We start from the raw sequence: 22,102 nt of genomic DNA, 5'->3' as shown, positions 1-22,102 counted from the left end.
ACAGATTAATGCTCCACGGCGGTGCCTAGTGCAGTGCCTGGTGCTTCCTCCCCGCCCTCGAGCATGGTGGAACGGCGCGGCCTCCCCTTGGGCAGTGGCTGGATACGCCGTGGCGCATACCGCTCCAGCTGTGCCAGGAAGGCGGCGTCGCCAAGTGGCCAGCCACTGTGGGCGTGCTGGCGCAGCGTGGCGAGCTGGCTGCCCGACAGACCTTCGGCGCTCAGTGCTCGATAGTTGGACTGCCGCTCGAAGGGTGTATTGCCCAGGCTCCAGTAGGCAGAGTGATCGCTTACAAAGGCACTGGCCTCGATGCCGGCATGGTGCCGGTAGCTGCACCAACGATCGACTTCCGGCGACGCGGCTTCGCCGGCTCGCACGGCATTGCCCTCGACGTAGAGCATGGCCGGCAGCATCCAAACCGTCGGGTCGAATACCGCTGAGCGGAAGCGCCCTTCCCACAGCGTGCCGCTGCGACCGGCGGCCCGGTTGAAGTGGCGCGCGTAGCGGCGGCCGACCGCCTGCATGGCCAGGCTCAGCGAGTCAGCCTGGCGCGGCGTGGCGACGAGATGGACGTGGTTGGGGCGCAGCGCATAGGCATGGACGGCCAGATCGTGCTCGCGCGCGGCCATGCGCAGGCAGTCGAGGTAGTGCAGGTAGTCGTCGGCGACGAGGAAGACGGGTTGACGGTTGTTGCCGCGCTGCAACACCAGGACCGGCTGGCCGGCGGGAGAGAAACGGGGGAGTCGTGCCATGGGAGTTCAAGCGGATGCCATGGCGCCATCATAGCCTGATCCGTCCCCATTTTCCCGCCACCGTCCGGGTGGCGGGGCCGTGGCGGGCTCAATGCAGGCTCATGCCCCTTCGGCGACGGCGAAGATACGCCGGTGCTCGCGGATCGCATAGCGATCGGTCATGCCGGCGATGTAGTGGGCGACCAGGCGCGCCTGGTCGCCCCCGGGCCCGGCCTGGTACTGCGGCGGCAGCAGGCGCGGATCGTCGAGGAAGGCGCCGAACAGGTCGCTGACGATGCGCTGGGCCTTGGCCGACATTCGCATGACCTGGTAGTGGCGGTACAGATGGCGGAACAGGAAGCGCTTGAGCGCCGCCGCCTCGTCCTGCATCGGCTTGCTGAAGGCGACCAGCGGCCCGGCCGCGCGCACCGCGTCGATGCTGGCCGGCGCCTGCGCAGCGATGTTGCGGCTGGTGGTTTCGATCAGGTCGACGATCAGCGTATTGATCATGCGCCGCACCGTCTCGTTGATCAGCCGGCGACCGTTGATGCCGGGGAACAGCGCGGCAGCCTCGGCCCGGTGCCTGGTCCACATCGGCACTTCGTCGAGTTGGTCCAGCGTCAGCAGGCCCGAGCGCAGGCCGTCGTCGATATCGTGGTTGTTGTAGGCGATCTCGTCGGCGAGGTTGGCCAGCTGCGCCTCCAGCGAGGGCTGCGTGCCCTCCAGGAAGCGCCGGCCCAGTTCGCCTAGCGCGGCGGCGTTGACGCGCGAGCAATGCTTGAGAATGCCTTCCCGCGTCTCGAAGGTCAGGTTCAAGCCGTTGAAGCCACCGTAGCGCTCCTCCAGCTCGTCCACCACCAGCAGGCTCTGCAGGTTGTGCTCGAAGCCTCCGTGGTTCTTCATGCAGGCGTTCAGCGCATCCTGCCCGGCGTGGCCAAAGGGGGTATGCCCCAGGTCGTGCGCCAGCGAGATGGCCTCGACCAGATCCTCGTTGAGCCGCAGGTTGCGCGCGATCGAACGGGCGATCTGCGCCACCTCCAGGCTGTGCGTCAGCCGGGTGCGGAACAGGTCGCCTTCGTGGTTGACGAAGACCTGGGTCTTGTACTCGAGGCGGCGGAAGGCGGTGCTGTGGATGACCCGGTCGCGGTCGCGCTGGAATTCGCTGCGCGAGGACGATGCGGGTTCGATGTGGACCCGCCCGCGGCTGCGCAGCGAGCGGGCGGCATAGGGGGCAAGGTGGCTTTCAAGGTCGGTCATGCGGCAATCCGGGGGTCCATTGAGGGGATCTCGGGCTGCGAGGCATCACCGTCCGTTCAGGCGACGGTCGCCTCTGCGGGAGGTTTCAATATCGCGTGCTGCAGCGTGGCGCGCAGGTCCGCGTCGGGCACGGTGGTGATGAAGGCATCGCCCAGCTTCTTCAGCAGGATGAACTTGATGCTGCCGGCCTCGGCCTTCTTGTCCACCTTCATCAGTTCGATGTAGCGCTCGGTACCGAGTTCCGGCGCCACCGACGGCAGCATCGCCGCCTCGACCAGCCGGCGCAGGCGCGCACGCGTCTGCACATCGATGAAGCCCAGGCGCAGAGACAGGTCGGCCGCCATCACCATGCCGCAGCCGACAGCCTCGCCGTGCAGCCACTCGCCGTAGCCGAGACCCGCCTCGATGGCGTGGCCGAAGGTGTGGCCGAAGTTCAGGATGGCGCGCAGTCCACCTTCGCGCTCATCTTGCGCCACCACATTTGCCTTGATCTCGCAGGAGCGCTGCACCGCCAGCGCCATCAGTTCGGGATCGCAGGTGTTCAGCGCCTGGATATGCTGCTCGATCCACTCGAAGTAGCCCGCATCGGCAATCGCGCCGTGTTTGATCACCTCGGCCATGCCCGCGGCCAGCTCGCGCGGAGGCAGGGTCTGCAGCGCCTCGATGTCGGCGATCACCGCGCGCGGCTGGTGGAAGGCGCCGATCATGTTCTTGCCGAGGGGATGGTTGATGCCGGTCTTGCCGCCCACCGAGGAATCGACCTGGGCCAGCAGCGTGGTGGGCATCTGCACGAAGGGCACGCCGCGCATGTAGCAGGCCGCGGCAAAGCCGGTCATGTCACCCACCACCCCGCCGCCGAGCGCCACCAGCGTGGTCTTGCGGTCGGCACCAGCGCGCAGCAGCGCGTCGAAGATCAGGTTGAGCGTTTCCCAGTTCTTGAAGGCCTCGCCATCCGGCAGCGTGACGACGCGCACGGTCTTGCCCAGCGAAGCCAGCGCCGCCTCGACGCGCGCCGCATACAGCGGCCCGACGGTCTCGTTGGTGACGATGACGGCGTGCTGGCCGCGCACGTGAGGCTGGAGCAGGTCGGCCCGGCCAAGCAGGCCGCCGCCGATATGGATGGGATAGCTGCGCTCTCCCAGGGAGACTTCAAGCGTGATCATGGGGTCGTGTGTGGCGCCGGACCGGCCGGCACATCGTCGCCGGCAACGTGGAAGCCGGCCATTTCAAGTTGCATCAAGACCATATTAGCAAGCTGCGCGACAGAAGGCTTGCCGGTCTCGATGATGAAGTGGGCCACTTCGCGATAGAGGGGGTCGCGCGCGGTGTACAAGGCTTCGAGCCGCCCCTTGGGATCCTCGGTCTGCAGCAGCGGGCGATTGCGGTCGTGGCGGGTGCGCAGCCACAGGTCGTGCGGACTGGCGCGCAGGTAGACCACGGTGCCGCGCGCATGCAGCAGGGCGCGGTTCTCCGGACGCAGCACCGCGCCACCGCCGGTCGCCAGCACGATGCCGCTGCGCTGCGTCAGCTCGTCGATCATCTGGGCCTCGCGCTCGCGGAAGCCCGCCTCGCCTTCGTGCTCGAAAATCACGGGGATACGCACGCCGCAGCGCGCTTCGATCTCATGGTCGGAATCGAAGAACGGATAATCCAGGCGCCGGGCCACGGCGCGGCCGACGGTGGTCTTGCCGGCGCCCATCAGGCCGACGAAAAAGAGATTCGGGCGGGAGGCTGTCACGGGGGATAGAACGCGGGAGGCCGGTGCGCACCGGGCCTCCCCTGTCTCGAACTGCATCATCTTCGTCTTTTGGCCCGCTCTGGGCAAGTGCCGCATGCGGCAGCAGGGCCGGGGCGATAAAAAAGGCCGCATCAGCGATGCGGCCTGCCAGTCTACTGCATAGCGCGCCGGCGGGGCTATTTCAGGGAGACATTGTCGTTCAGGATGCGCGGCGTCAGGAACACCAGGAGTTCCGAGCGGTTGTTGACGCGGGAGTTGTCCTTGAAGAGGTTGCCGAGTACCGGGATATCCCCCAACCAAGGCACTTTATTGCTGTTGTTGCTCTCCGTCTGCATGAAGATGCCGCCGATCACCACCGTTCCGCCGTTATCCACCAGTACCTGGGTCTGCACGTGCTTGGTGTCGATGGCGAAGCCGGCCGTGGTCTGGATGCCGACGCTGTCCTTGTTGACATCCACGTCCAGCAGCACATTGCCCTCCGGCGTGATCTGCGGCGTCACCTCCAGCTTCAGGTTGGCCTTGCGGAACTGCACGGAAGTCGCACCGCTGGAGGTGGCGGCCTGGTAGGGCAGCTCCGTGCCCTGCTCGATCAGCGCCTTGACGTTGTTGGCCGTCACCACGCGCGGGCTGGAGATGATCTTGCCGAGCCCGTCGGCTTCCAGCGCCGACAGTTCGAGCGCGACGAAGCGGCTGGCACCGGCATTGAACAGGCTGATGGCCGCGGTCGCCGGGTTGACGCCGTTGATCACGGCGGCCGGCAGGCTGACCGCCGGGCTGTTGTCCCAGGTCGCATTGGCCGTCACCGGACTGACCACGTTCGAGTAGGTATTGCCGTAGCCCGCGCCATTGGTCTTGGAGGCAAAGCCCAGTTTCACGCCCAGGTTGCGGCTGAAGGAGTCGGTGGCCTCGACGATGCGCGCCTCGATGATGACCTGGCGTACCGGGATATCGATCTTGCCCAGGAAGTTCTGCACTTCCTCCAGCTTGCTGGCGACGTCGGAGACGAACAGCTGGTTGGTGCGCGCATCCGCGGTCAGCGAGCCGCGCTTGGACAGCATGCGGGTATTGCCCATGGTGCCGCCGACACCGCCGGCGACCGTGGCGGTGGTGCCCAGGCCGGAGCCGGCCGCGCCCGGGCCGCCGACCGCCTGGCCGAGCAGCATGCGACGTACATCGTCGGCGCGCTGGTAGTTGAGCTGGAATACCTGGCTGCGGATCGGCTCCAGCTCGCTGATCTGCTGCTGTGACTCGAGCTCGAGCTTTTCCTTGGTCGCCAGCTCCGACTTGGGCGCCACCCACAGCACGTTGCCGCTGCGGCGCGAAGCCAGGCCCTTGGCGTCCAGCACGATCTGCAGCGCCTGGTCCCACGGCACGTCCTTGAGACGCAGCGTCAGGTTGCCCTGCACGGTATCGCTGGTGATGATGTTCAGGTTGGTGAAGTCGGCGAACACCTGCAGCAAGGAGCGGATATCGATGCTCTGGAAGTTCAGCGAAAGCCGTTCACCACGGTAGCCCGGTCCGCTGATCAGCTTGGCGGGATCTTCCTTGACCGGCCGCACCTCGACCACGAACTGCGTGTCGGTCTGGTAGGAGCTGTATTCCCAGTTGCCACGTGGCGAGATGGTCAGGCGTGCGTTGCCGTCGGCATCGCTGGCGCGCAGCGACTGCACCGGCGTGCCGAAATCCATCACATCGAAGCGGCGGCGCAGGCTTTCGGGCAGCGCGGTACCGATGAAGTCGACCACCACGTTCTGGCCCTGCTGCGCGATGTTGACACCGGAATCGCGCGAGGACAGGTCGACCACCACCCGTCCGGCACCATCGGTGCCGCGGCGGAAATCGATGCTGCGCACGGCAGGGCGCAGGCCCGGCGCAGCCGGGGAAGCCAGCGCGGCGCTCGGGGCGAAGGTCGGCGCGGCCGCCTTGCTCTGCGGCGCGACATTGTCGATGCGCACGAGGAAACGCGATCCGCTCAGCTCGGTGCGATAGGTGGCGGGCCGCCCCAGGTCCAGCACCACGCGCGTGCGATCGCCCGTCTGCACCACGCTGGCACCACGCACCAGCTTGCCGCCGTAGCTGTACTGCGCGCGGCCCGCGGCAAACCCGGTGTTGACGAAGTCGATGGCGATGCGCGCCGGACTCTGCGTGGAGAAATCCACAGGCGGCTGCGCCGGCGGCGCAGCCAGGTCGATGGTGAAGACGGTCTGCTCGCCGACAGTGGCCACGTCCACCGACTTGACGAGATTCGGCGACGTACTGCCTTGCGCCCATGCCGGCGACAGCGCCAGCGACAGCACCATCGCGGCGGCGGCGAAGGCGCGCGTCCAGCGTTGCGCGCTCATGCCGCTCCCTCCAGTTTCAGGCTGGTCATTTTCTGTTTCCACTCCCCTACCCCTTCCCGGACCAATTCACGCAACTCGATCGTCTGATCAGTGATGCGGACCACCCGGCCATAGTTCTGGCCGAGGTACTGACCCACCTTGACGTGGTGGATCTTGTTATCTACCTGGACGATGCCGTAGGTTTCGCCGCGCTTGTGCATGGCCCCCAGCATCTTGAAGTTCTCCAGCGGAAAGTCTTCCAGCGGCTCGCGCCGCCGGCCGGCTTCCGGGGATTCGGAAAGCACCCGGTTGAGATCGCCGATCTTGGTCTGCGAAAAGGGTTCGGGAGCATTGCGCCCCGCGTACTCGCGCGGCACGAAGGGGGTAGGCTGCGGCAGGGGCGCGGGCGGCGGCGCCTTGGCGGTGCGGGTCGAGGCCATCCAATGGCGCAGCGCGTCCTCCTCGCCGTCACCACAGGCGCTGAGCAGCGCGGCCCCCAGCAACGCGGCGCCGAGCACGCGTATGCGGCCGGCAGGAAGGGAGCGGATCAGCCGGATCATTTGGCGCCTCCCGGCTGGCCTGCGCCCTTCTTGTTCTTGGCCGCATCGGCGGCTGCCTTGCGCTGCGCCGCCTGCTCGTCGGCGTCCAGCGTGCGATAGGCCATCGCCTCCGCCTCCATGGTCAGGCCGCTGCCGTCCTTGCCGGCGGTGAGCTGCAGGCCCCGCATGGTGACGATACGCGACAGCGCCGCCACGTCGGCGTTGAACTGTGCCACGTCGTGATAGCGGCCCGTGACCTTCAGGTTCACCGGGATCTCGGCGAAATAGGGCTTGATGACCGCGGCCTGCGGCTTGAACAACTCGAACTGCAGGCCTCGGGCCACGCCCGCATGGTTGACGTCGGCCAGCAGCGCGTCCATCTCGGTCTTGTTCGGGAGCTGGCGCTCCAGCAGGGCGACGCGCTGCTCGACCTCGCGCTTCTGCTCCCGCAGCGCGGCCAGGTTGGCGATCTGCGCCACCTTGGTCTGGTACGCCTGCTTCAGGGTGTTCTGCTCGTTGCGCCTGGCATCGAGCTCGTCGAACTTGCCGCTCCAGTAGAACTGCCAGCCGAGCACCAGCACCAGCAAGCAGGCCAGCAGCGCGAACGCCACCCGCGGCGCCTGCGGCCAGGTCTCGGGCTCGTTCAGGTTCAGGCCGCGGAACTGGCCGGCCAGGTCATTGAGAGCGGCCAGCGAGATTTCGGAATTGAGCGCCATGATCAGCCCTTGTTCGCCGCGGCAGGCACCGTGGGCATGGAGGCGGCAGCACCGCCGGCCCCGCGTCTTGCCTTGCCGGCGTCGGCCGCCTCGGGCGCCCGATAGGCAAAGCGCATCGAGAAGTCGAACAAGCGGCGTTGCTCGCGCAGGTTGTTGGTCATGGTCACCGCCTTGGACTCGACCAGTTCGGCCTTGTCGAGCCAGGCCACCTGGCCGATGTTGCGCAGCAGTTCGGAAACGCGCTCGTTCGACTGGGCCACGCCGGACATGGTGAAGCTGTCGCCGGTCTGCTTGAGGCTGGTCAGGTAGACGCCTTCCGGCACCTGGCGCACCAGTTCCTCCAGCAGTTGCACGGGGCGGTTGCGTTCGGTCTGCAGGCTCTCCACCGCCTGCTGCCGTTGCAGCAGGGAATCGATGTCCTTCTTCAGCGCATCGACTTCGCGGATCTGGCCATCCATGCGCGCGTTCTCCTGGCGCAGCATCTGGTTCAGTCCTTCCTCGGCACTGACGCGGCTGTCGATGTAGAAGCCGCCCAGCAGCACCACCAGCAGGCCACCGCCAGCGGCAGCCGCCAGCATCGTGTAGACCTTCCTGCGCCGGGCGGCCTTGCGTGCTTCGTGGTAGGGCAGCAGGTTGACCGACGGGATCGAATGGATCGGCATGATGTCTCCCGTCGGGCTATTGCAATCCGCGCAGCGCCAGCCCGGCGCCGACGATGTAGGCCGGCAGGTCGCGCTGCAGGTAGCGTTCGTTGACCTTGCCGGCGGTCGCCATATTGGCGAAAGGATTAGCGAGCGTGGTGGTGATGTGGGTCTGCTGCTCGATCGCCGCCTGCACGCCCAGCAGCGAGGCGTGGCCGCCGGACAGCAGGATCTCGTCGACCCGGGCCACGCCGGAGCCGCTGATGAAGTTGCGCACCGCGCCGTCCACTTCCTCGGCCAGCATATGCAGCGAAGGCTTCAGCAACTGGGTGCGCCAGGCTTCCGGCAAGGTGTTCTTGCGCTTCTTGACCTCGGCCTTGAGCGCGTCGAGCGAGAACATGCGGGCCACGCTCTGCGTGAGCTGGTCACCATAGCTGCCCAGCGCCTGCTCGTACAACTCCTGCCAGCCCTGGTAGAAGATGGCCTTGGAACGGCTGCCGCCCAGGTGCACCACCGCCACCACCGGCAGCATGCGCGCATCGGCTTCGGAGAGCGCTTCCGGCACGCCGAGCATGTGGACCACGGAGCGCTGCACGGCGTACTCCTCGATGTCCATCACCTGCGGTTTCAGTCCGGCCATCTCGGCGGCGGTGACGCGTTCCTGCACACGGTCGCTGTTGGCCGCCGTCACGCGCACGCCGATGCCGCCCTCGGTCTCGTTGGGACCGATCACGGCAAAATCGAAGTTGACGGGTTGCGATGGCGGATAGAGGCGGTGCGCCTCGGATTCCACCTGCAGATAGAGTTCGTCGTCCGTCAGGTTGTCGGGCAGGCTGACGGTCTGCGACTCGGTCAGCATGGACGGCACGCCCAGCACCACATCCTTGGTGCGGATGCCGGCCTTGCCCAGCGCACGCTTGAGCGCGGCGCCGACCGCTGCGATATCGACCACGTTGCCATCGGCAACGGCATTGCGGTCCAGCAGTTCGCTGGCGCATTTCTCCAGCCGGTAGTCCTGCTTGCTGCCGCCGACCGACAGCTCCACTACCTTGACGCTGGACGAACCAATATCCACGCCGACCGTAGTCCGGCGCAGAAGCCCCGACAAGATGCCCCGTCGCAAGGTGACCCCCTGACATTTGAACTCGCCCCTGGCATGTCTGCTCTAATTGGACGAATCCTGTTTCTTGGATGAAACGTTTCCCGTTTTCTGTTCGAGGATTCTCACAAAAAGGCGGAGCGCTGGCAATGTGCCGGTCTGGACACGCATTTAATTTGTTTCCGCCCCTGCCAAAGCGTTGCCAAAATCCGACGCCCCTCTCCCGCATGCGCCGCGAAGGCACTTTGCCGACTTCCACGCGGTTTCAGACAGGTTTCCAAGGCATTACATCTTGTAACAGCACTGCTGCGGCGCTTCCGTCACCGGCGAAGCGGAGCGCAGGGACACGGGCGATATAATCCGGGCACCTCAGACTAGGCAAATTCCCCATGGTCACCCCACAACCGACGACGCCCGCCCCCGCCCGCCGCCCCCTCTGGCAGCGCGCGCTGATGTGGGGATTCGGCCTGCTGCTGGCCGGTGCCGTCGCCGTTGCGCTGCTGCTCGGTTATGCCCTGCTGGTGGCAGCCCCGAACCTGCCTTCGCTCGACACCATCACGGACTACCGTCCCAAGATCCCGCTGCGCGTCTACACCGCGGACAACGTGCTGATCGGCGAGTTCGGCGAAGAGCGCCGCAATTTCGTGCCGATCACGCAGATCCCGGACATCATGAAGAAGGCAGTGCTGGCGATCGAGGACGACCGCTTCTATGAGCACGGCGGCGTCGACTTCGTCGGCGTGCTGCGTGCGGGCCTGGCCAACCTGCGCGGCGGCTTGTCGCAGGGCGCCTCGACCATCACCATGCAGGTGGCGCGCAACTTCTTCCTGTCGAGCGAGAAGACCTATACGCGCAAGATCTACGAGATGCTACTGTCGTACAAGATCGAGGCGAACCTGAGCAAGGACCAGATCCTCGAGCTGTACATGAACCAGATCTACCTGGGACAGCGCGCCTACGGCTTCGCCAGCGCGGCGCGCGTGTATTTCGGCAAGTCGATCCAGGACCTCAGCATCGCCGAAGCGGCCATGCTGGCGGGCCTGCCCAAGGCGCCCTCGGCCTACAACCCGGTGGTCAACCCGAAGCGCGCCAAGGTGCGCCAGGAGTACATCCTGCAGCGCATGCGCGACCTGCGCTACATCACGCCGGAGCAATATGAGCAGGCGCTGCACGAGGAGGTGAAGGTACGCAGCGAAGGCAACGAATTCTCGACCCATGCCGAGTACGTGGCCGAGATGGTGCGCCAGCTGATGTACGCCCAGTACCGCGAAGAGACCTATACGCGCGGCCTGACCGTCTACACCACGCTGCGCAAGCCCGATCAGGACGCCGCCTATGAATCCGTGCGCGACGGCATCATGAATTACGAGCGCAAGCACGGCTACCGCGGGCCGGAGGCCTTCATCGACCTGCCGGGCAATGCCGACGACCGCGAGCAGGCCATCGACGACGCGCTGCTGGAACACCCCGGCAGCGACGACCTGCGCTCGGCCGTGGTCACCAGCGTGACGCCGCGCCAGGTCACGGCCACGCTGCTGTCGGGCGAGGTCGCCACCATCGAAGGTGCGGCGCTGCGATTCATCGCCCCCTCGCTGTCGGCCAGCGCCCAGCCGAAAATGAAGATGCGCCCGGGCGCCATCATCCGCGTGACGCAGGATGCCAAGGGCGCCTGGTCGGTCACGCAGCTGCCCGAGGTGTCGGCGGCCTTCATCTCGATCGACCCCAACGATGGCCAGATCCGCTCGATGGTGGGCGGCTTCGACTTCAACCGCAACAAGTTCAACCACGTGACGCAGGCGTGGCGCCAGCCCGGTTCCAGCTTCAAGCCTTTCATCTACTCGGCTGCGCTGGAGAAAGGCTTCTCCCCTGCCACCGTGATCAACGACGCGCCGCTGACCATCGGCCCCGACACCGGCGGCCAGGTCTGGGAGCCGAAGAACTACGACGGCAAGTTCGAAGGCCCGATGACCATGCGCCGCGCGCTGGCCAAGTCGAAGAATCTGGTCTCGGTGCGCATCCTGCGCGCGATCGGCACGCAATACGCCCAGGACTACATCACGCGCTTCGGCTTCGACGCCGACAAGCATCCCGCCTACCTGCCGATGGCGCTGGGCTCGGGCAGCGTGACCCCGCTGCAGATGGCGGCAGCCTATTCGGTATTCGCCAACGGCGGCTACCGCGTCAATCCCTTCCTGATCCAGAAGGTCGTCGACGCGCGCGGCAACGTGCTGTCGGAGACCAGGCCCGCGCGCGCCGGCCAGGATGCCGTGCGCGTGCTCGATGCCCGCACAGCCTTCATCGCCGACAGCATGCTGCGCGATGTGGTGCGCATGGGCACGGCCAACCTCGCCAAGCAGCGCCTTGGCCGCAACGACCTGGCCGGCAAGACCGGTACCACCAACGATGCGGTCGATGCCTGGTTCGCCGGCTATACGCCGGGCCTGGTGGCGATCGCCTGGATGGGCTATGACCAGCCCAAGAGCCTGGGCGTGCGCGAGACCGGCGGCGGCCTGGCACTGCCGATCTGGGTCGGCTACATGAGCCATGCCCTCAAGGGCGTGCCGGAAATCCCCGAGCGCCAGCCGCCGGAGGGGGTGGTGATGGCCGGCGGAGACTGGACCTTCGAGGAAAATGCCGGTGGTGCCGGCGTAGCCTCGGTGGGCCTGGGCGACCCGTGGCCCGGCAAGGCCGACAGCGGCGCCTCGCAGCCGCAGCCGCCGGCCGATGCCGAAGCGGAGAAGAAGCGCGTCCTGGAGATGTTCGGCGGCGCTTGAAACGCTTGAGACAACTGGCAGCCGCCTCCCGCCCATGAAAAAGCCGGCCCTGTGGCCGGCTTTTTCATGGGCATGGCAGCGCAGGCGCGCGCCCGCACGCCTCGGGCCAGGATCAGCCTCAGGCCAGGGTCAGCACCACCCCTGCCTGCTGGCTCAGGTAGCGCGACAGCGCCTCGAACAATTCGCCGCCGCCGCGCGTGTCGACCCAGCGCCCGCCGTCGCGGCGGAAGTGGAAGCCGCCCGCGCGTGCCGCCACCCACAGCTCCTGCATCGGCGCCTGGCTGTTGACGATGATCTTGGAGCCGTCTTCGAATTCCAGCTCCATCACGTTGCCGCTGCGGTTGATCTCGATGTCGGCGCCGGCGGCATCCGCCGCGTCTTCCACGGCGCGTTCCAGACGGTCCAGCTCCTGTTCTGCCAGGGCCAGGAACTCGCTCTCGCTCAAGGGGGGCATGCTAAACTCCAAGGTCCGCCGGCCGCTCTTCCTGCGCCCGCATCATGCAGGCGCGGGCGCGGCCGGCGCTGTATTTGAATGCAATTCCGATGGTCCCGGCCCGTCCCGGCCGGGACGCTTCTTCAAGGACGACCCGATGTTGCGTCGTGTAGCGATTGTATCGGCGTTTGCCGCCAGCCTTGCGATGTCCCTGCTGTCGGGATGCGGCGTGCGCGGCCCGCTGGTGATGCCCAAGCGCCCGCCCGAGCCGACCGCGCCCGCCGCACCCGATCCGGGACTGGGCCGTCCCGACGCCGTCTACGCGCCAGGCGCCCCCGCAGCCGCGGCGCCGGCCGCGAGCGCCCCCGCCTCCAAGTGACCATGAACGCCTTCTTCCAACGTCGCGACGGCGAGCTTGCCGTCGAGCAAGTGCCGCTGTCGCGCATCGCCGCCGAGTTCGGTACGCCGACCTACGTCTACTCGCGCGCCGCGCTGACCGCCGCCTACGAGGCCTACGCCGCCGCCTGCGCCGGCCGCCATGCGCGCGTGCAGTACGCGATGAAGGCCAACTCCAACCTGGCCGTGCTGCAGGTCTTCGCCGCCCTGGGCGCGGGCTTCGATATCGTCTCGGGCGGCGAGCTGATGCGGGTGCTGGCCGCCGGCGGCGATCCGCGCAAGGTGGTGTTCTCCGGCGTGGGCAAGAGCGCGGCGGAGATGGAACTGGCGCTCTCGCACGAGGTGCTGTCGTTCAACGTCGAATCCATTCCCGAACTGGACCGGCTGAACGCCGTGGCCGGCCGGCTGGGCAAGCGCGCGCGCGTGTCGCTGCGCATCAACCCGGACGTCGACGCCAGGACGCACCCCTACATTTCCACCGGCCTGAAGGGCAACAAGTTCGGCATCGCCTTCGAGGACGTGCTGCCGACCTACCGCGCCGCGGCGGCCCTGCCCCACCTTGAGGTGGTGGGCATCGACTGCCATATCGGCTCGCAGATCACCGAAGTGGCGCCCTACCTGGAGGCACTGGACAAGGTGCTGGACGTGGTGGAGGCACTGGCGCAGGAAGGCATCGACCTGGAGCACATCGATGTCGGCGGCGGCCTAGGCATCACCTACGCCGACGAAACGCCGCCGGACATCACGGCCTTCGCCTCGACGCTGCTGTCGCACGTGGCCGCGCGCGGCCACGGCCACCGTGAAGTGCTGTTCGAGCCGGGCCGCTCCCTGGTGGGCAATGCCGGCCTGCTGCTCGCGCGCGTCGAGTACCTGAAGCCGGGTGCCACCAAGAACTTCTGCATCGTTGATGCCGCGATGAACGATCTGGCGCGCCCGGCCATGTACGAGGCCTACCACGCCATCGAAGCGGTCGCGCCGCGCGCCGCGCAGGCCGTGACCTACGACGTGGTCGGCCCGGTCTGCGAGTCTGGCGACTGGCTCGGCCGCGACCGCGCCCTGGCAGTTCAACCGGGCGACCTGCTGGCCATCATGTCGGCTGGCGCCTACGGCTTCGTCATGAGTTCGAACTACAACACGCGCACGCGTGCCGCCGAAGTCATGGTCGACGGCGACACCGTGCACCTGGTGCGCGAGCGCGAACGCGTCGAGGACCTGTACCGCGGCGAGCGACTGCTGCAGGGCTGACGCCTCCACGGGGGGAGCGGCGTCCCGCTCCCCCTGCACCCCGCTCCGCGCCGCCCCTTATGCGTGGCGCACCTCCTGCGCCCGCGGTCTGCGCCACCACAGCCGCAGTCCCAGCAGCACGAACACCACCGTGGCATAGACCGACACCACGGCGAAATCGTGCTTGCCTGATTTGTGCCACCAGTAGTGCAGGATGGCCAGCACCGCGATCGCATAGACGGCCCGGTGCAGGCGCTGCCAGGCCCTGCCGCCAAGGCACCGTACCATCGCGTTGGTGGAGGTCGCGGCCAATGGCACCATCAGCATGAAGGCAGCGAATCCCACCGTGATGAACGGCCGCTTGGCCACGTCCTTCAGCATGTAGGCGAAGTCGAAGCCGCGGTCCACGCCGACCCACAGCAGGAAGTGCTGCAAGCCATAGAAGAAGGCGAACAGGCCCAGCATGCGGCGCAGCCGCACCAGCCAGTTCCAGCCCAGCAGCCGCCGCAGCGGCGTCACCGCCAGCGTCGCGCACAGCATCACCAGGGTCCAGGTACCGGTTGAGCGCGTGACGAATTCCAGGGGGTTGGCGCCGAAGCGGTCGGTCGCCCCCAGGTAGAGCAGGCGTACGAACGGCAGCAGGGCCAGCAGCCATGCCGCCAGCTTGATCGCACGCAGGGCCGCGGGGGTCGGCGCGGCCAGGCTCCAGCGCCCGGCGGCCGTGGCCGGCCCCTGGCCTGCAGGCAGGTCCGGGGCAGCCATCAGAAGTACTTCCTCAGGTCCATGCCCTGGTAGAGCGAGGCCACCTGCTCGGCGTAGCCGTTGAACATCAGCGTCTTGCGCTTGGGCGCGAACAGCGCGGCAAAGCCACCGCCGCCCTTATCCTCGCCAATGCGGCGCTCGGTGGCCTGGCTCCAGCGCGGATGGTCGACCTCCGGATTGACATTCGAGAAGAAGCCGTACTCCTGCGGCGCCGCCTGGTTCCAGCTGGTCGGCGGCTGCCGCTCGACGAAGCGGATGCGCACGATGGACTTGGCCCCCTTGAAGCCGTACTTCCATGGCAACACCATGCGCACCGGCGCGCCGTTCTGCCTGGGCAGCACTTCGCCGTACAGGCCGAAGGCCAGCAGTGCGAGCGGGTGCATGGCTTCGTCCATGCGCAAACCCTCGCTATAGGGCCAGTCCAGCACCGGGCTGGCCAGTCCGGGCATCTGCTTCTTGTCGGCCAGCGTGAGGAACTGCACGTACTTGGCGCTGCCCTGCGGCTCGACGCGGCGCACCAGGTTCGCCAGGGAGTAACCGATCCAGGGGATCACCATCGACCAGCCCTCGACGCAGCGCATCCGGCAGATGCGCTCCTCCAGCGGCGCCAGCTTCAGCAGCTCATCCAGGTCGAACACCTTGGGCTTGTTGACCAGGCCTTCCACCACGACCTGCCAGGGGCGCGGGCGCAGCGTGTCGGCGAAGCGGGCCGGATCGGACTTGTCCGTGCCGAATTCATAGAAATTGTTGTAGGTGGTGATGTCCTCATAGGATGTCTGCCGGTCTGCCACCACATAGCTGCGGTTCAGCACAGCCGCCAGCCGCGGGCCGTGGCCGGCCGGCACCTGGGCACGCGCGTGGCGCGCGGCCCAGGGGCCGAGTGCGCCGATCGCTCCGCCGCCGGCCGCCAGCGCCAGCAGTCGCCGGCGCGACTCGAACAGCGAGCGCGGCGTGATCTCGGAGGCGGGCACATCGGTGCCGCGCAGCCATCGCGGAGGAGGAATCAGCATGGTCTTTCCTTTGTACGGGCCAGCCCGGGGACACACCATCGCGCCGCATCGGGCATCGGACACCAGCCTTGGTCGGACGGTACGCCCCGAACCTGACAGTTTTCTTGCCGTGCCGCCACCAAGCCACCCATCTCCCCAGGGCATGGCGGCCGCGCCGGCTCCGTCACGCCGGCGCGGGCCGCTCGGGCCCGATGCGTCAGGGCGTGGCGACGTGCCAGACGTTGTTGAAGTTGTCGCCGGCGCGGTCCCCCGGGCTGGCATCCTTGGCGAAGCGGTAAAGCGGACGGCCGCGGTAGGCCCACTGCTTGCTGCCATCCTCGCGCGTGATGATGGTGAAGTCACCGCTCGGCGACGTGCCGGGCTGGGCCAGCAGCGGCGGCCAGTTCTTTGCGCAGGCGCCGTTGCAGGCGCTGACGCCAGCCCCGACATTGTCACGGTCGAACACATAGAGGGTCAGGCCCTGGGGATCACTCAGCGCACCATTCGTCACCTTGACCGTGGGCGGCATATTGCCGCTGGAGCTTCCCATTCCCATGCTGGAACAGGCCGCCAGCAGGACAGCCGAGCAGGCCAGGGCCAGGGCGCCGGCGCGCGCGAAGGGAGCGGTACGACAGAAACGGGCCATGATGTCAGTCTCCAGTCAAAAGAAAAAAGCAAAAAAAGGCGCCGCCAGCCGGCGCCGTCCTCTCAGTAAACACCGAATACGGCGCTTTTCATCCTCGGCGCGAAAAAAAACCTGCCCAGGGGGCAGGTTCCTTGCGATGCGTCAAATCCGTCACATCACAACGGTGCGGCCGTGGTACGGGACTACAGCTCGCCGTAGCTGTGCAGGCCGGACAGGAACATGTTCACCCCCAGGAAGGCAAAGGTCGTGACCAACAGGCCGACCAGTGCCCACCAGGCCGCCATGGTGCCGCGCAAGCCCTTCATCAGGCGCATGTGCAACCAGGCTGCGTAGTTCAGCCAGACGATCAGCGCCCAGGTCTCCTTGGGGTCCCAGCTCCAATACCCGCCCCAGGCCTCGGCGGCCCACAACGCTCCCAGGATGGTGGCGATGGTGAAGAAGGCGAAACCGATCGCGATCGCCTTGTACATGACATCGTCCAGCACCTCCAGCGCCGGCAGGCGCTCGGCCAGGATGCCTTTCTGCTTGAGCAGGTAGGCCACTGCTACCATCGCGGCCAGCGCGAAGGTGCCGTAGCCGATAAAGTTCGCCGGCACGTGGATCTTCATCCACCAGCTCTGCAGCGCCGGCACCAGGGGCTGGATCTCCTGCGCATTGCGGCTCACCGTGTACCACAGCAGGAAGCCGACCGCGGCCGACACCACCAGCATCACGAAGGGACCCAGCGCGCGCGTGGCGTAGCGGCCCTCGTAGTACAGGTAGAACAGCGATGTGATCAGCGTGAACAGCACGAACACTTCATACAGGTTCGAGATGGGGATATGCCCGATGTCGGTGCCGATCAGGTAGGACTCGTACCAGCGCACCAGCAAGCCGGTGAAGCCCAGCGCGACTGCCGCCCAGCACAGCTTGTGGCCGATGCTGTAGCCGGTGGCGCTGCGCGCCAGCAGGCCGCCCCAGTAGAACAGCGTAGAAAGGAAGACCAGCGCGCTCATCCACAGGATGGCCGATTGGCTCGAGAGGAAATACTTCAGGAAGAAGGCCTGCTCGGCGCGCGCAAGCTGCCCCTGGTAAAGCTGCAGGGCGGACAGCGCCAGCACGGCCAATACCACCATCAGCAGGCGCACCGGTTTCCAGTGCCAGCCGAGCAGCGCGAAGGTCGGCACCGAGGCGATCAGCACGGCCTTGTCATAGCCGTTCATCCAGTTGCCGTAGCGGGTCAGCGCCACGCCCGCGCCGACGGCGAGCAGCAGGGCGAAGACCCAGTCGAGCCAGCCGAGGCGGCGCAGGAAAGACGGTTCGAGGTAAGGCGCCGGTTCGGCGGCGGCGCCGGGCCGCGCGGCGCCCATGCCGGCGCTGGCCTGGTTCACATTGGACGACATATCTCCTGCCTGCATCATCGCGCGCCGGCCGGACCGGCGCCGCTGTTTTCTCCGGCGCGTGCGGCGCGCCGCCCCGCCCGCCTGGCGCGGGCTGCCCTCGCGGACCTTGCCTGGCCGGCCTAGTGAGCCGGCCGGTCTTCTGCCGCCACCGCGGCCCCGGCCTCCTCGGCCGGCGCGCCTGCGGCGCGGCGCACATCGTCGCGCAAGGCCGTGAACTCCTTCTCGAAGTCCAGCGTGCGGCGCTGGGTCGACATGGCCATCAGCACGTGGCTGCCCGCCCCCTCGGCGCGGTCCTTGATCCAGATCCAGACGCGCCGCTCGCGGATATAGAGCATGGCGAACACGCCCAGCACCAGCAGCAGACAGCCAAGATACACGATGTTCTTGCCCGGCGCACGGGTCAGCTGGAACACGCTGGCCTGGACCTGCTGGAAGTCTTCGAGCTGCAGGAAGACCGGCGCCTGGTAGAAGACGCTGTCGGACAGCGCATTGACCGCCTGCTGCAGGAAGGCGCCGCTCTGCACGCTGTTGGGCACCACCGGTAGCTTGTCGTGCTCGCGCGATATCTGCCACAGCTCCCACATGGAACCGTTCAGGATCTTGAGCAGCACGTCGGCCGCCTTCTGCTGCTCGGCCTGCGGCACGGTCTTTTCCAGGAAGGCGGCCACCGCGGCAAAGCCGCCCGGCGGCGCGTCCGGCGCCGGACGGCCGGCGCCTGCAAACAGGTCGAGCGCGCGCAGGGCGCTTTCGGCAAGTTGCGTGCGCAGCGTGGCCTTGTCCTCGCCGGGCATCGACGCCTGCGCAAAACGGCGCGCTGCCTCGCCGCGCATGCCACGGTCCTGCAGTGCGGCGCGCAGGCGCATCCAGTCGGCCACGCTGCCCTGGTCGTCGGCAGGAATGCGCAGGTAGCGGAAGGGCTCGTTGGGGGAGTCGCGCACGCCGGCCAGGAAGACCGTCTGCCCGTCGAGCTGTACCGGCACCATGTAGTTGTTGAACTCACGCGCCTGGCCATTGCGATCGCGCAGCTTGTACTGCACCGACGGACCGACGTTGCGCAGTTCCTTGGCGCGCTCGGGATTCGCCGCCGCGCCGAGATGGGATTCCAGTTTGGCATTGAGCGACTGGCGCGCCACACCGCGCGCGTCGGGCTTGCCCGAGGCATCGGTGACGTTCTCGATGTTCATTAGCCGGAAATCGCTGAACTCCACCGTCAGGCCATCCTGGTCCGCCGCGGTACCGGTGCCGGCCAGCGGGGCATTGCCGCCGACGCTGCCGGTGAAGGCGAATGTCTTGTCGGACGAGCCCTGCATCGGATAGCCGACGAACTTCAGGTGCGAGCCGCCATCCTCGAAGCTCGACTGGTAGATGGCCACGCCATCCACCACCAGCGGCTCGTTGACCTTGATCGTGGCCTCGGTGCGCTTGCCGGTGGCGCGGTCGGTCACCACCACGTCCGAGGCGAACAGCTTGGGCATGCCGGTGGAATAGTGCTCGATGGTGAATTTCTTCAGCGTGAGCGTGAACGGCAGGTCCTGCACCAGGGCGCCGTCGGCCACGTTGAGAATGGCGGTGGAAACGGTGGCCCCCTCGGGCACGAAGGCATTGCCGCGGAAGCCCGGGTTGCTGGCCGACAGGCGATGCTGCGGCGGAATCTCGCTGATCACGGCATTGCCCGAGATCGGCGTCTTGCCGCCGAACCACATCTGTGCGCGGATCAGCATGTCGCCGTCGATCAGCCCGCCCAGGCAGATCACCACGATGGCGCTGTGAGCGAGGATGTAGCCCAGCTTGTTGGCAGCACCGGCCTTGGCCGCCAGCAGCGTGGCACCCTCGTGGGCCACCGGCCGGATGCGGTAGCCACGGTTGTGCAGCAGTGCCTGCAGGTGAGCGGCAGCATCGGCACGCCCGCGCCCGGTATCGAATTCGCCGCGGTGGTGGAAGGCACGCAGGCTGCGCTCGCGCACATGGTCCTTCCACGAACGCATGTCGGCCACCATCTTGGGGGCGTTGCGCGCGATGCACAGCGAGGTCGAGATGACCAGGAAGGCCAGGATCAACAGGAACCACCAGGAGCTGTAGACCTTCTGCAGCGACAGCGCATGGAACAGGTCGGCCCAGAACGGCCCGAACTGGTTGACGTAGTTCGGGTAGGGCTCGTTCTGCTTGAGCACGGTGCCGATCACGCTGGCGATGGCGATCACCGTCAGCAGCGTGATGGCGAAGCGCATCGAGGACAGCAGCTCGACCGCGTCGCGCAGCAGGCGGTGGGGTGTCTTCAGGTGCAGTCCCGAAGTGGAAGCGGTCGACATGTGCGGTCAGGCCCTACAGCCGGTTGTGGCCAAACTTGTGGCCAGACGGGTGGCCGGATGCTTGGAGCATAGGTTGGCAAGAAAAAGGGCGGACCTGCTCGGCGAGCAGCCCACCCTGTTCGATGATACTCCGCGCGCCGGGCCGCGCCCCGTTCCTGCGTCAGCTTGCCGCAGGGCCTCGGGCCGCTCCGGCGCAGGCCAGCCTCAGCGGACGCCGGCGACGTAGTCGGCCACTGCCTTGATCTCGGCGTCCGACATGCGCGCGGCGATGGCCGTCATCACCGGGTTGTTGGTGCGCGTGCCCTGGCGGAACGCGACCAGCTGCGCCTCGGTGTAGTCGGCCCACTGACCGCCGATGCGCGGATACTGGGCCGGGATGCCGGCGCCGGTCGGGCCGTGGCAGGCGGCGCAGGCCGGCACAGCCTTGGCGGCAATGCCGCCGCGGTAGATCTTCTGGCCGGCCTCGATGGTGTCCTTGTTCTTGGCCGTGGCAGGCTTCAGTCCCTGCTTGGCCAGGTAGGCGCCGACATCGCGCATTTCCTGGTCGCTCAGCGTGGCGGCATAGGCCGACATGATGGCGTTGTTGCGGGTCTTCGCCTTGAAGTTCTGCAGTTCCTTGACGATGTACTCGGGATGCTGGCCGGCGAGCTTCGGATTGGCGGCGGCGCCGCTGTTGCCGTTGGCGCCGTGGCAGCTCAGGCAGGCGGGGACATTGCGATCGGGGGCGCCCTGCGTGTACAGCGTTTCACCCTTGGCGGGGTCCGCTTTCGGTGCCTGTGCGGCTTGTTCTGCAGCGGATGCCAGACTGGTCATGGTGGCGGCCGGCAGGGCCAGTGCCACGATAGCCAGGAATTGCGCAATGCGGTTCATTCGCACACCTTGTCTGATTTGTTATCGAAACCGTGCTGCGTGCCGCTTGCCTGCATGCCGCGGTGAGGACGCGCGGCGTGCAGGGTGGTGATGTCCAGGGTTCTACGCGACCTGCGCCCGGCGCCACCGCCCAGACCCGGCGGCGCGCCCCGCGGGCCCGCCGCGCGCCGGTCCGGGTAGAAGCTTCCGGCCCCCTCCGACCCGCCACGCACACGGCGTCGGGCAGGGACGCAGCGCCGATGGCGAGCGCGCAAAGGCCGCGCTGCTACCACAATGAAACGGACACGCAAGACCTCCTGGAGAAGCCTAGGGCGGCGCAAGGATGCCACGCGTCACCCAATCCGGAGACCGTAAACCGGCTTATTGTACAATAAATCGTCTCCTCGAAAGATGGCGCCGACCCCGGCGCGGCGGCAACGCCACCCGACCCGGCTCCCAAGGCGCGGCCTCGCCGCCGCCGGCCCCAACCCGCGCTGCCCGATGGCGCGAGACGACCTGTCTTGCCATCGTCCAGCCGCTTAGTCCCGACCGCATGTCCCTCCTACACCAGGCCCGCTTCTTCAATACCGTCAACCACCTGCGCGACCTGCCCGCCACGGCCGTGCCGGAAGTGGCGTTCGCCGGTCGCTCCAACGCCGGCAAGTCGACCGCCATCAACGTGTTGTGCAACCAGAAGCGCCTGGCCTTCTCGTCGCGCACACCGGGGCGCACCCAGCACATCAACTATTTCTCGGTGGCACCGGTCAAGGCACCGGAGCCGCTGGCCTTCCTGGTCGACCTTCCCGGCTACGGCTACGCCCAGGTCTCGGGCACCGCCAAGTTCCACTGGCAGGGCCTGCTGAGCGACTACGTGCAGACGCGCACGCAGCTCGCCGGCCTGGTGCTGATGATGGACGCCCGCCGCCCGTTCACCGACCTCGATTGCCAGATGGTCGAGTGGTTCCTGCCCACGGGGCGGCCCATCCACGTGCTGCTGACCAAGGCCGACAAGCTCACCAACAGCGAGAACGCCCTGGCCTTGCGTGAAACCCGGCGCATGCTGGCGGAATACGCGGCACAGCTCGAACAACCGGTGCCGCTGACCGCGCAGTTGTTTTCCAGCCTGAAGCGGCGCGGCATCGAAGAGGCCCAGCGCGTCGTGGCCGGCTGGCTCGGCCTGCCCGAGGCGCAGGCGGCCGACGCCAAGCCCGCGACGCAGCCCGAGGCCCCCGACGCGGCCGGCGGCGAGCAGCCGGTGCCCTGAGCGCCACGGCACGCGGGCAAAAAAAACCCCGT

20 protein-coding genes are annotated in these 22,102 nt (G+C 67.4%); 4 read left to right on the top strand and 16 right to left on the bottom strand.

All coding sequences use genetic code 11. The features are described from left to right. Nucleotides 1–5: 5 nt before the first annotated feature. The 9 genes from BKK79_RS12610 to pilM all read right to left on the bottom strand — a co-directional run bounded on the left by BKK79_RS12610 (nucleotide 6) and on the right by pilM (nucleotide 9,051). Nucleotides 6–752 carry a transposase gene (locus tag BKK79_RS12610; RefSeq protein ID WP_071037810.1) on the bottom strand — a complete coding sequence of 249 codons (747 nt, stop codon included), beginning with the start codon at nucleotides 750–752 and terminating at the stop codon, nucleotides 6–8. 99 nt (nucleotides 753–851) lie between these two features. Next, the gene (locus BKK79_RS12605) at nucleotides 852–1,988 is read right to left on the bottom strand and encodes a deoxyguanosinetriphosphate triphosphohydrolase (protein WP_071010061.1); all 1,137 of its coding nucleotides are present in this window, start codon (nucleotides 1,986–1,988) and stop codon (nucleotides 852–854) included. A gap of 56 nt (nucleotides 1,989–2,044) precedes the next feature. Further along, complete coding sequence (gene aroB / locus BKK79_RS12600) at nucleotides 2,045–3,151, bottom strand: 3-dehydroquinate synthase (RefSeq protein WP_071010063.1); 1,107 nt, start codon at nucleotides 3,149–3,151, stop codon at nucleotides 2,045–2,047. Next, nucleotides 3,148–3,687 carry a shikimate kinase gene (locus BKK79_RS12595; protein ID WP_071010064.1) on the bottom strand — a complete coding sequence of 180 codons (540 nt, stop codon included), beginning with the start codon at nucleotides 3,685–3,687 and terminating at the stop codon, nucleotides 3,148–3,150. Before BKK79_RS12595 ends, aroB begins: the two co-directional genes overlap by 4 nt. 215 nt (nucleotides 3,688–3,902) lie before the next feature. Beyond that, nucleotides 3,903–6,068, bottom strand: a complete 2,166-nt coding sequence (gene pilQ / locus BKK79_RS12590; protein ID WP_071037809.1) for a type IV pilus secretin PilQ — start codon at nucleotides 6,066–6,068, stop codon at nucleotides 3,903–3,905. After that, the gene (locus BKK79_RS12585) at nucleotides 6,065–6,607 is read right to left on the bottom strand and encodes a pilus assembly protein PilP (RefSeq protein ID WP_071010074.1); all 543 of its coding nucleotides are present in this window, start codon (nucleotides 6,605–6,607) and stop codon (nucleotides 6,065–6,067) included. The genes pilQ and BKK79_RS12585 overlap by 4 nt, the downstream gene beginning before the upstream one ends. Further along, nucleotides 6,604–7,302: a type 4a pilus biogenesis protein PilO gene (locus BKK79_RS12580; protein WP_071010076.1), complete on the bottom strand. Its 699-nt coding sequence runs from the start codon at nucleotides 7,300–7,302 to the stop codon at nucleotides 6,604–6,606. Before BKK79_RS12580 ends, BKK79_RS12585 begins: the two co-directional genes overlap by 4 nt. Before the next feature lie 2 nt (nucleotides 7,303–7,304). Continuing rightward, complete coding sequence (locus tag BKK79_RS12575) at nucleotides 7,305–7,964, bottom strand: PilN domain-containing protein (protein ID WP_071037808.1); 660 nt, start codon at nucleotides 7,962–7,964, stop codon at nucleotides 7,305–7,307. 16 nt (nucleotides 7,965–7,980) lie between these two features. Continuing rightward, nucleotides 7,981–9,051, bottom strand: coding sequence for a type IV pilus assembly protein PilM (gene pilM, locus BKK79_RS12570; RefSeq protein WP_198173277.1), 1,071 nt, complete (start codon nucleotides 9,049–9,051; stop codon nucleotides 7,981–7,983). Nucleotides 9,052–9,431: 380 nt separating this feature from the next. On the opposite strand from pilM, the gene BKK79_RS12565 reads away from it, so the two are divergent. Next, nucleotides 9,432–11,816, top strand: coding sequence for a penicillin-binding protein 1A (locus BKK79_RS12565; protein ID WP_071037806.1), 2,385 nt, complete (start codon nucleotides 9,432–9,434; stop codon nucleotides 11,814–11,816). Between the two features lie 118 nt (nucleotides 11,817–11,934). On the opposite strand, the gene cyaY is transcribed toward BKK79_RS12565, so the two are convergent. Next, a complete protein-coding gene (gene cyaY / locus BKK79_RS12560; RefSeq protein WP_071010083.1) occupies nucleotides 11,935–12,270 on the bottom strand; it encodes an iron donor protein CyaY in 336 nt (111 codons plus the stop codon). Between the two features lie 136 nt (nucleotides 12,271–12,406). Here cyaY and lptM point away from each other — a divergent pair, with 136 nt between their 5' ends. Further along, on the top strand, nucleotides 12,407–12,628 hold the full coding sequence (gene lptM, locus BKK79_RS42125; protein WP_071015862.1) for an LPS translocon maturation chaperone LptM: 222 nt from the start codon (nucleotides 12,407–12,409) through the stop codon (nucleotides 12,626–12,628). 2 nt (nucleotides 12,629–12,630) lie between these two features. Next, entirely contained in the window at nucleotides 12,631–13,890 is a 1,260-nt protein-coding gene (gene lysA / locus BKK79_RS12550) for a diaminopimelate decarboxylase (RefSeq protein ID WP_071010085.1), read from the top strand. A gap of 57 nt (nucleotides 13,891–13,947) precedes the next feature. On the opposite strand, the gene msrQ is transcribed toward lysA, so the two are convergent. The 6 genes from msrQ to BKK79_RS12520 all read right to left on the bottom strand — a co-directional run bounded on the left by msrQ (nucleotide 13,948) and on the right by BKK79_RS12520 (nucleotide 20,827). Next, the gene (gene msrQ / locus BKK79_RS12545; RefSeq protein WP_071037805.1) at nucleotides 13,948–14,631 is read right to left on the bottom strand and encodes a protein-methionine-sulfoxide reductase heme-binding subunit MsrQ; all 684 of its coding nucleotides are present in this window, start codon (nucleotides 14,629–14,631) and stop codon (nucleotides 13,948–13,950) included. Then, the gene (gene msrP / locus BKK79_RS12540; RefSeq protein ID WP_071010088.1) at nucleotides 14,631–15,641 is read right to left on the bottom strand and encodes a protein-methionine-sulfoxide reductase catalytic subunit MsrP; all 1,011 of its coding nucleotides are present in this window, start codon (nucleotides 15,639–15,641) and stop codon (nucleotides 14,631–14,633) included. Before msrP ends, msrQ begins: the two co-directional genes overlap by 1 nt. 196 nt (nucleotides 15,642–15,837) lie before the next feature. Then, on the bottom strand, nucleotides 15,838–16,266 hold the full coding sequence (locus BKK79_RS12535) for a COG4315 family predicted lipoprotein (protein WP_071010090.1): 429 nt from the start codon (nucleotides 16,264–16,266) through the stop codon (nucleotides 15,838–15,840). A 182-nt stretch (nucleotides 16,267–16,448) separates the two neighbouring features. Beyond that, nucleotides 16,449–17,615 (bottom strand): c-type cytochrome biogenesis protein CcsB, encoded by a 1,167-nt coding sequence (gene ccsB / locus BKK79_RS12530; RefSeq protein WP_198173330.1) that lies wholly within the window; start codon nucleotides 17,613–17,615, stop codon nucleotides 16,449–16,451. Between the two features lie 152 nt (nucleotides 17,616–17,767). Beyond that, entirely contained in the window at nucleotides 17,768–19,957 is a 2,190-nt protein-coding gene (locus tag BKK79_RS12525) for a cytochrome c biogenesis protein ResB (protein WP_071037803.1), read from the bottom strand. Nucleotides 19,958–20,161: 204 nt separating this feature from the next. Further along, the gene (locus BKK79_RS12520; RefSeq protein WP_071037802.1) at nucleotides 20,162–20,827 is read right to left on the bottom strand and encodes a c-type cytochrome; all 666 of its coding nucleotides are present in this window, start codon (nucleotides 20,825–20,827) and stop codon (nucleotides 20,162–20,164) included. Between the two features lie 532 nt (nucleotides 20,828–21,359). Between BKK79_RS12520 and yihA the strand changes: the two genes are divergently transcribed. Further along, nucleotides 21,360–22,070 carry a ribosome biogenesis GTP-binding protein YihA/YsxC gene (gene yihA, locus BKK79_RS12515; RefSeq protein ID WP_071037801.1) on the top strand — a complete coding sequence of 237 codons (711 nt, stop codon included), beginning with the start codon at nucleotides 21,360–21,362 and terminating at the stop codon, nucleotides 22,068–22,070. The last annotated feature ends 32 nt before the right edge of the window (nucleotides 22,071–22,102 follow it).

This window comes from Cupriavidus sp. USMAA2-4, from assembly GCF_001854305.1.
GTDB lineage: Bacteria > Pseudomonadota > Gammaproteobacteria > Burkholderiales > Burkholderiaceae > Cupriavidus > Cupriavidus malaysiensis.
This window is presented reverse-complemented; position numbering and strand designations above follow the sequence as displayed.

What these genes read in the sequence shown, in the direction of transcription:
- BKK79_RS12575 (WP_071037808.1), bottom strand. Translation starts at nt 7,964, where the DNA reads ATGCCGATCCATTCGATCCCGTCGGTCAACCTGCTGCCCTACCACGAA.
- BKK79_RS12525 (WP_071037803.1), bottom strand. Translation starts at nt 19,957, where the DNA reads ATGTCGACCGCTTCCACTTCGGGACTGCACCTGAAGACACCCCACCGC.
- msrQ (WP_071037805.1), bottom strand. Translation starts at nt 14,631, where the DNA reads ATGGCTGCCCCGGACCTGCCTGCAGGCCAGGGGCCGGCCACGGCCGCC.
- BKK79_RS12610 (WP_071037810.1), bottom strand. Translation starts at nt 752, where the DNA reads ATGGCACGACTCCCCCGTTTCTCTCCCGCCGGCCAGCCGGTCCTGGTG.
- BKK79_RS12535 (WP_071010090.1), bottom strand. Translation starts at nt 16,266, where the DNA reads ATGGCCCGTTTCTGTCGTACCGCTCCCTTCGCGCGCGCCGGCGCCCTG.
- BKK79_RS12605 (WP_071010061.1), bottom strand. Translation starts at nt 1,988, where the DNA reads ATGACCGACCTTGAAAGCCACCTTGCCCCCTATGCCGCCCGCTCGCTG.
- lptM (WP_071015862.1), top strand. Translation starts at nt 12,407, where the DNA reads ATGTTGCGTCGTGTAGCGATTGTATCGGCGTTTGCCGCCAGCCTTGCG.
- yihA (WP_071037801.1), top strand. Translation starts at nt 21,360, where the DNA reads ATGTCCCTCCTACACCAGGCCCGCTTCTTCAATACCGTCAACCACCTG.
- BKK79_RS12565 (WP_071037806.1), top strand. Translation starts at nt 9,432, where the DNA reads ATGGTCACCCCACAACCGACGACGCCCGCCCCCGCCCGCCGCCCCCTC.
- BKK79_RS12585 (WP_071010074.1), bottom strand. Translation starts at nt 6,607, where the DNA reads ATGATCCGGCTGATCCGCTCCCTTCCTGCCGGCCGCATACGCGTGCTC.
- aroB (WP_071010063.1), bottom strand. Translation starts at nt 3,151, where the DNA reads ATGATCACGCTTGAAGTCTCCCTGGGAGAGCGCAGCTATCCCATCCAT.
- BKK79_RS12595 (WP_071010064.1), bottom strand. Translation starts at nt 3,687, where the DNA reads ATGGGCGCCGGCAAGACCACCGTCGGCCGCGCCGTGGCCCGGCGCCTG.
- ccsB (WP_198173330.1), bottom strand. Translation starts at nt 17,615, where the DNA reads ATGGGCGCCGCGCGGCCCGGCGCCGCCGCCGAACCGGCGCCTTACCTC.
- cyaY (WP_071010083.1), bottom strand. Translation starts at nt 12,270, where the DNA reads ATGCCCCCCTTGAGCGAGAGCGAGTTCCTGGCCCTGGCAGAACAGGAG.
- pilQ (WP_071037809.1), bottom strand. Translation starts at nt 6,068, where the DNA reads ATGAGCGCGCAACGCTGGACGCGCGCCTTCGCCGCCGCCGCGATGGTG.
- msrP (WP_071010088.1), bottom strand. Translation starts at nt 15,641, where the DNA reads ATGCTGATTCCTCCTCCGCGATGGCTGCGCGGCACCGATGTGCCCGCC.
- BKK79_RS12520 (WP_071037802.1), bottom strand. Translation starts at nt 20,827, where the DNA reads ATGAACCGCATTGCGCAATTCCTGGCTATCGTGGCACTGGCCCTGCCG.
- BKK79_RS12580 (WP_071010076.1), bottom strand. Translation starts at nt 7,302, where the DNA reads ATGGCGCTCAATTCCGAAATCTCGCTGGCCGCTCTCAATGACCTGGCC.
- lysA (WP_071010085.1), top strand. Translation starts at nt 12,631, where the DNA reads ATGAACGCCTTCTTCCAACGTCGCGACGGCGAGCTTGCCGTCGAGCAA.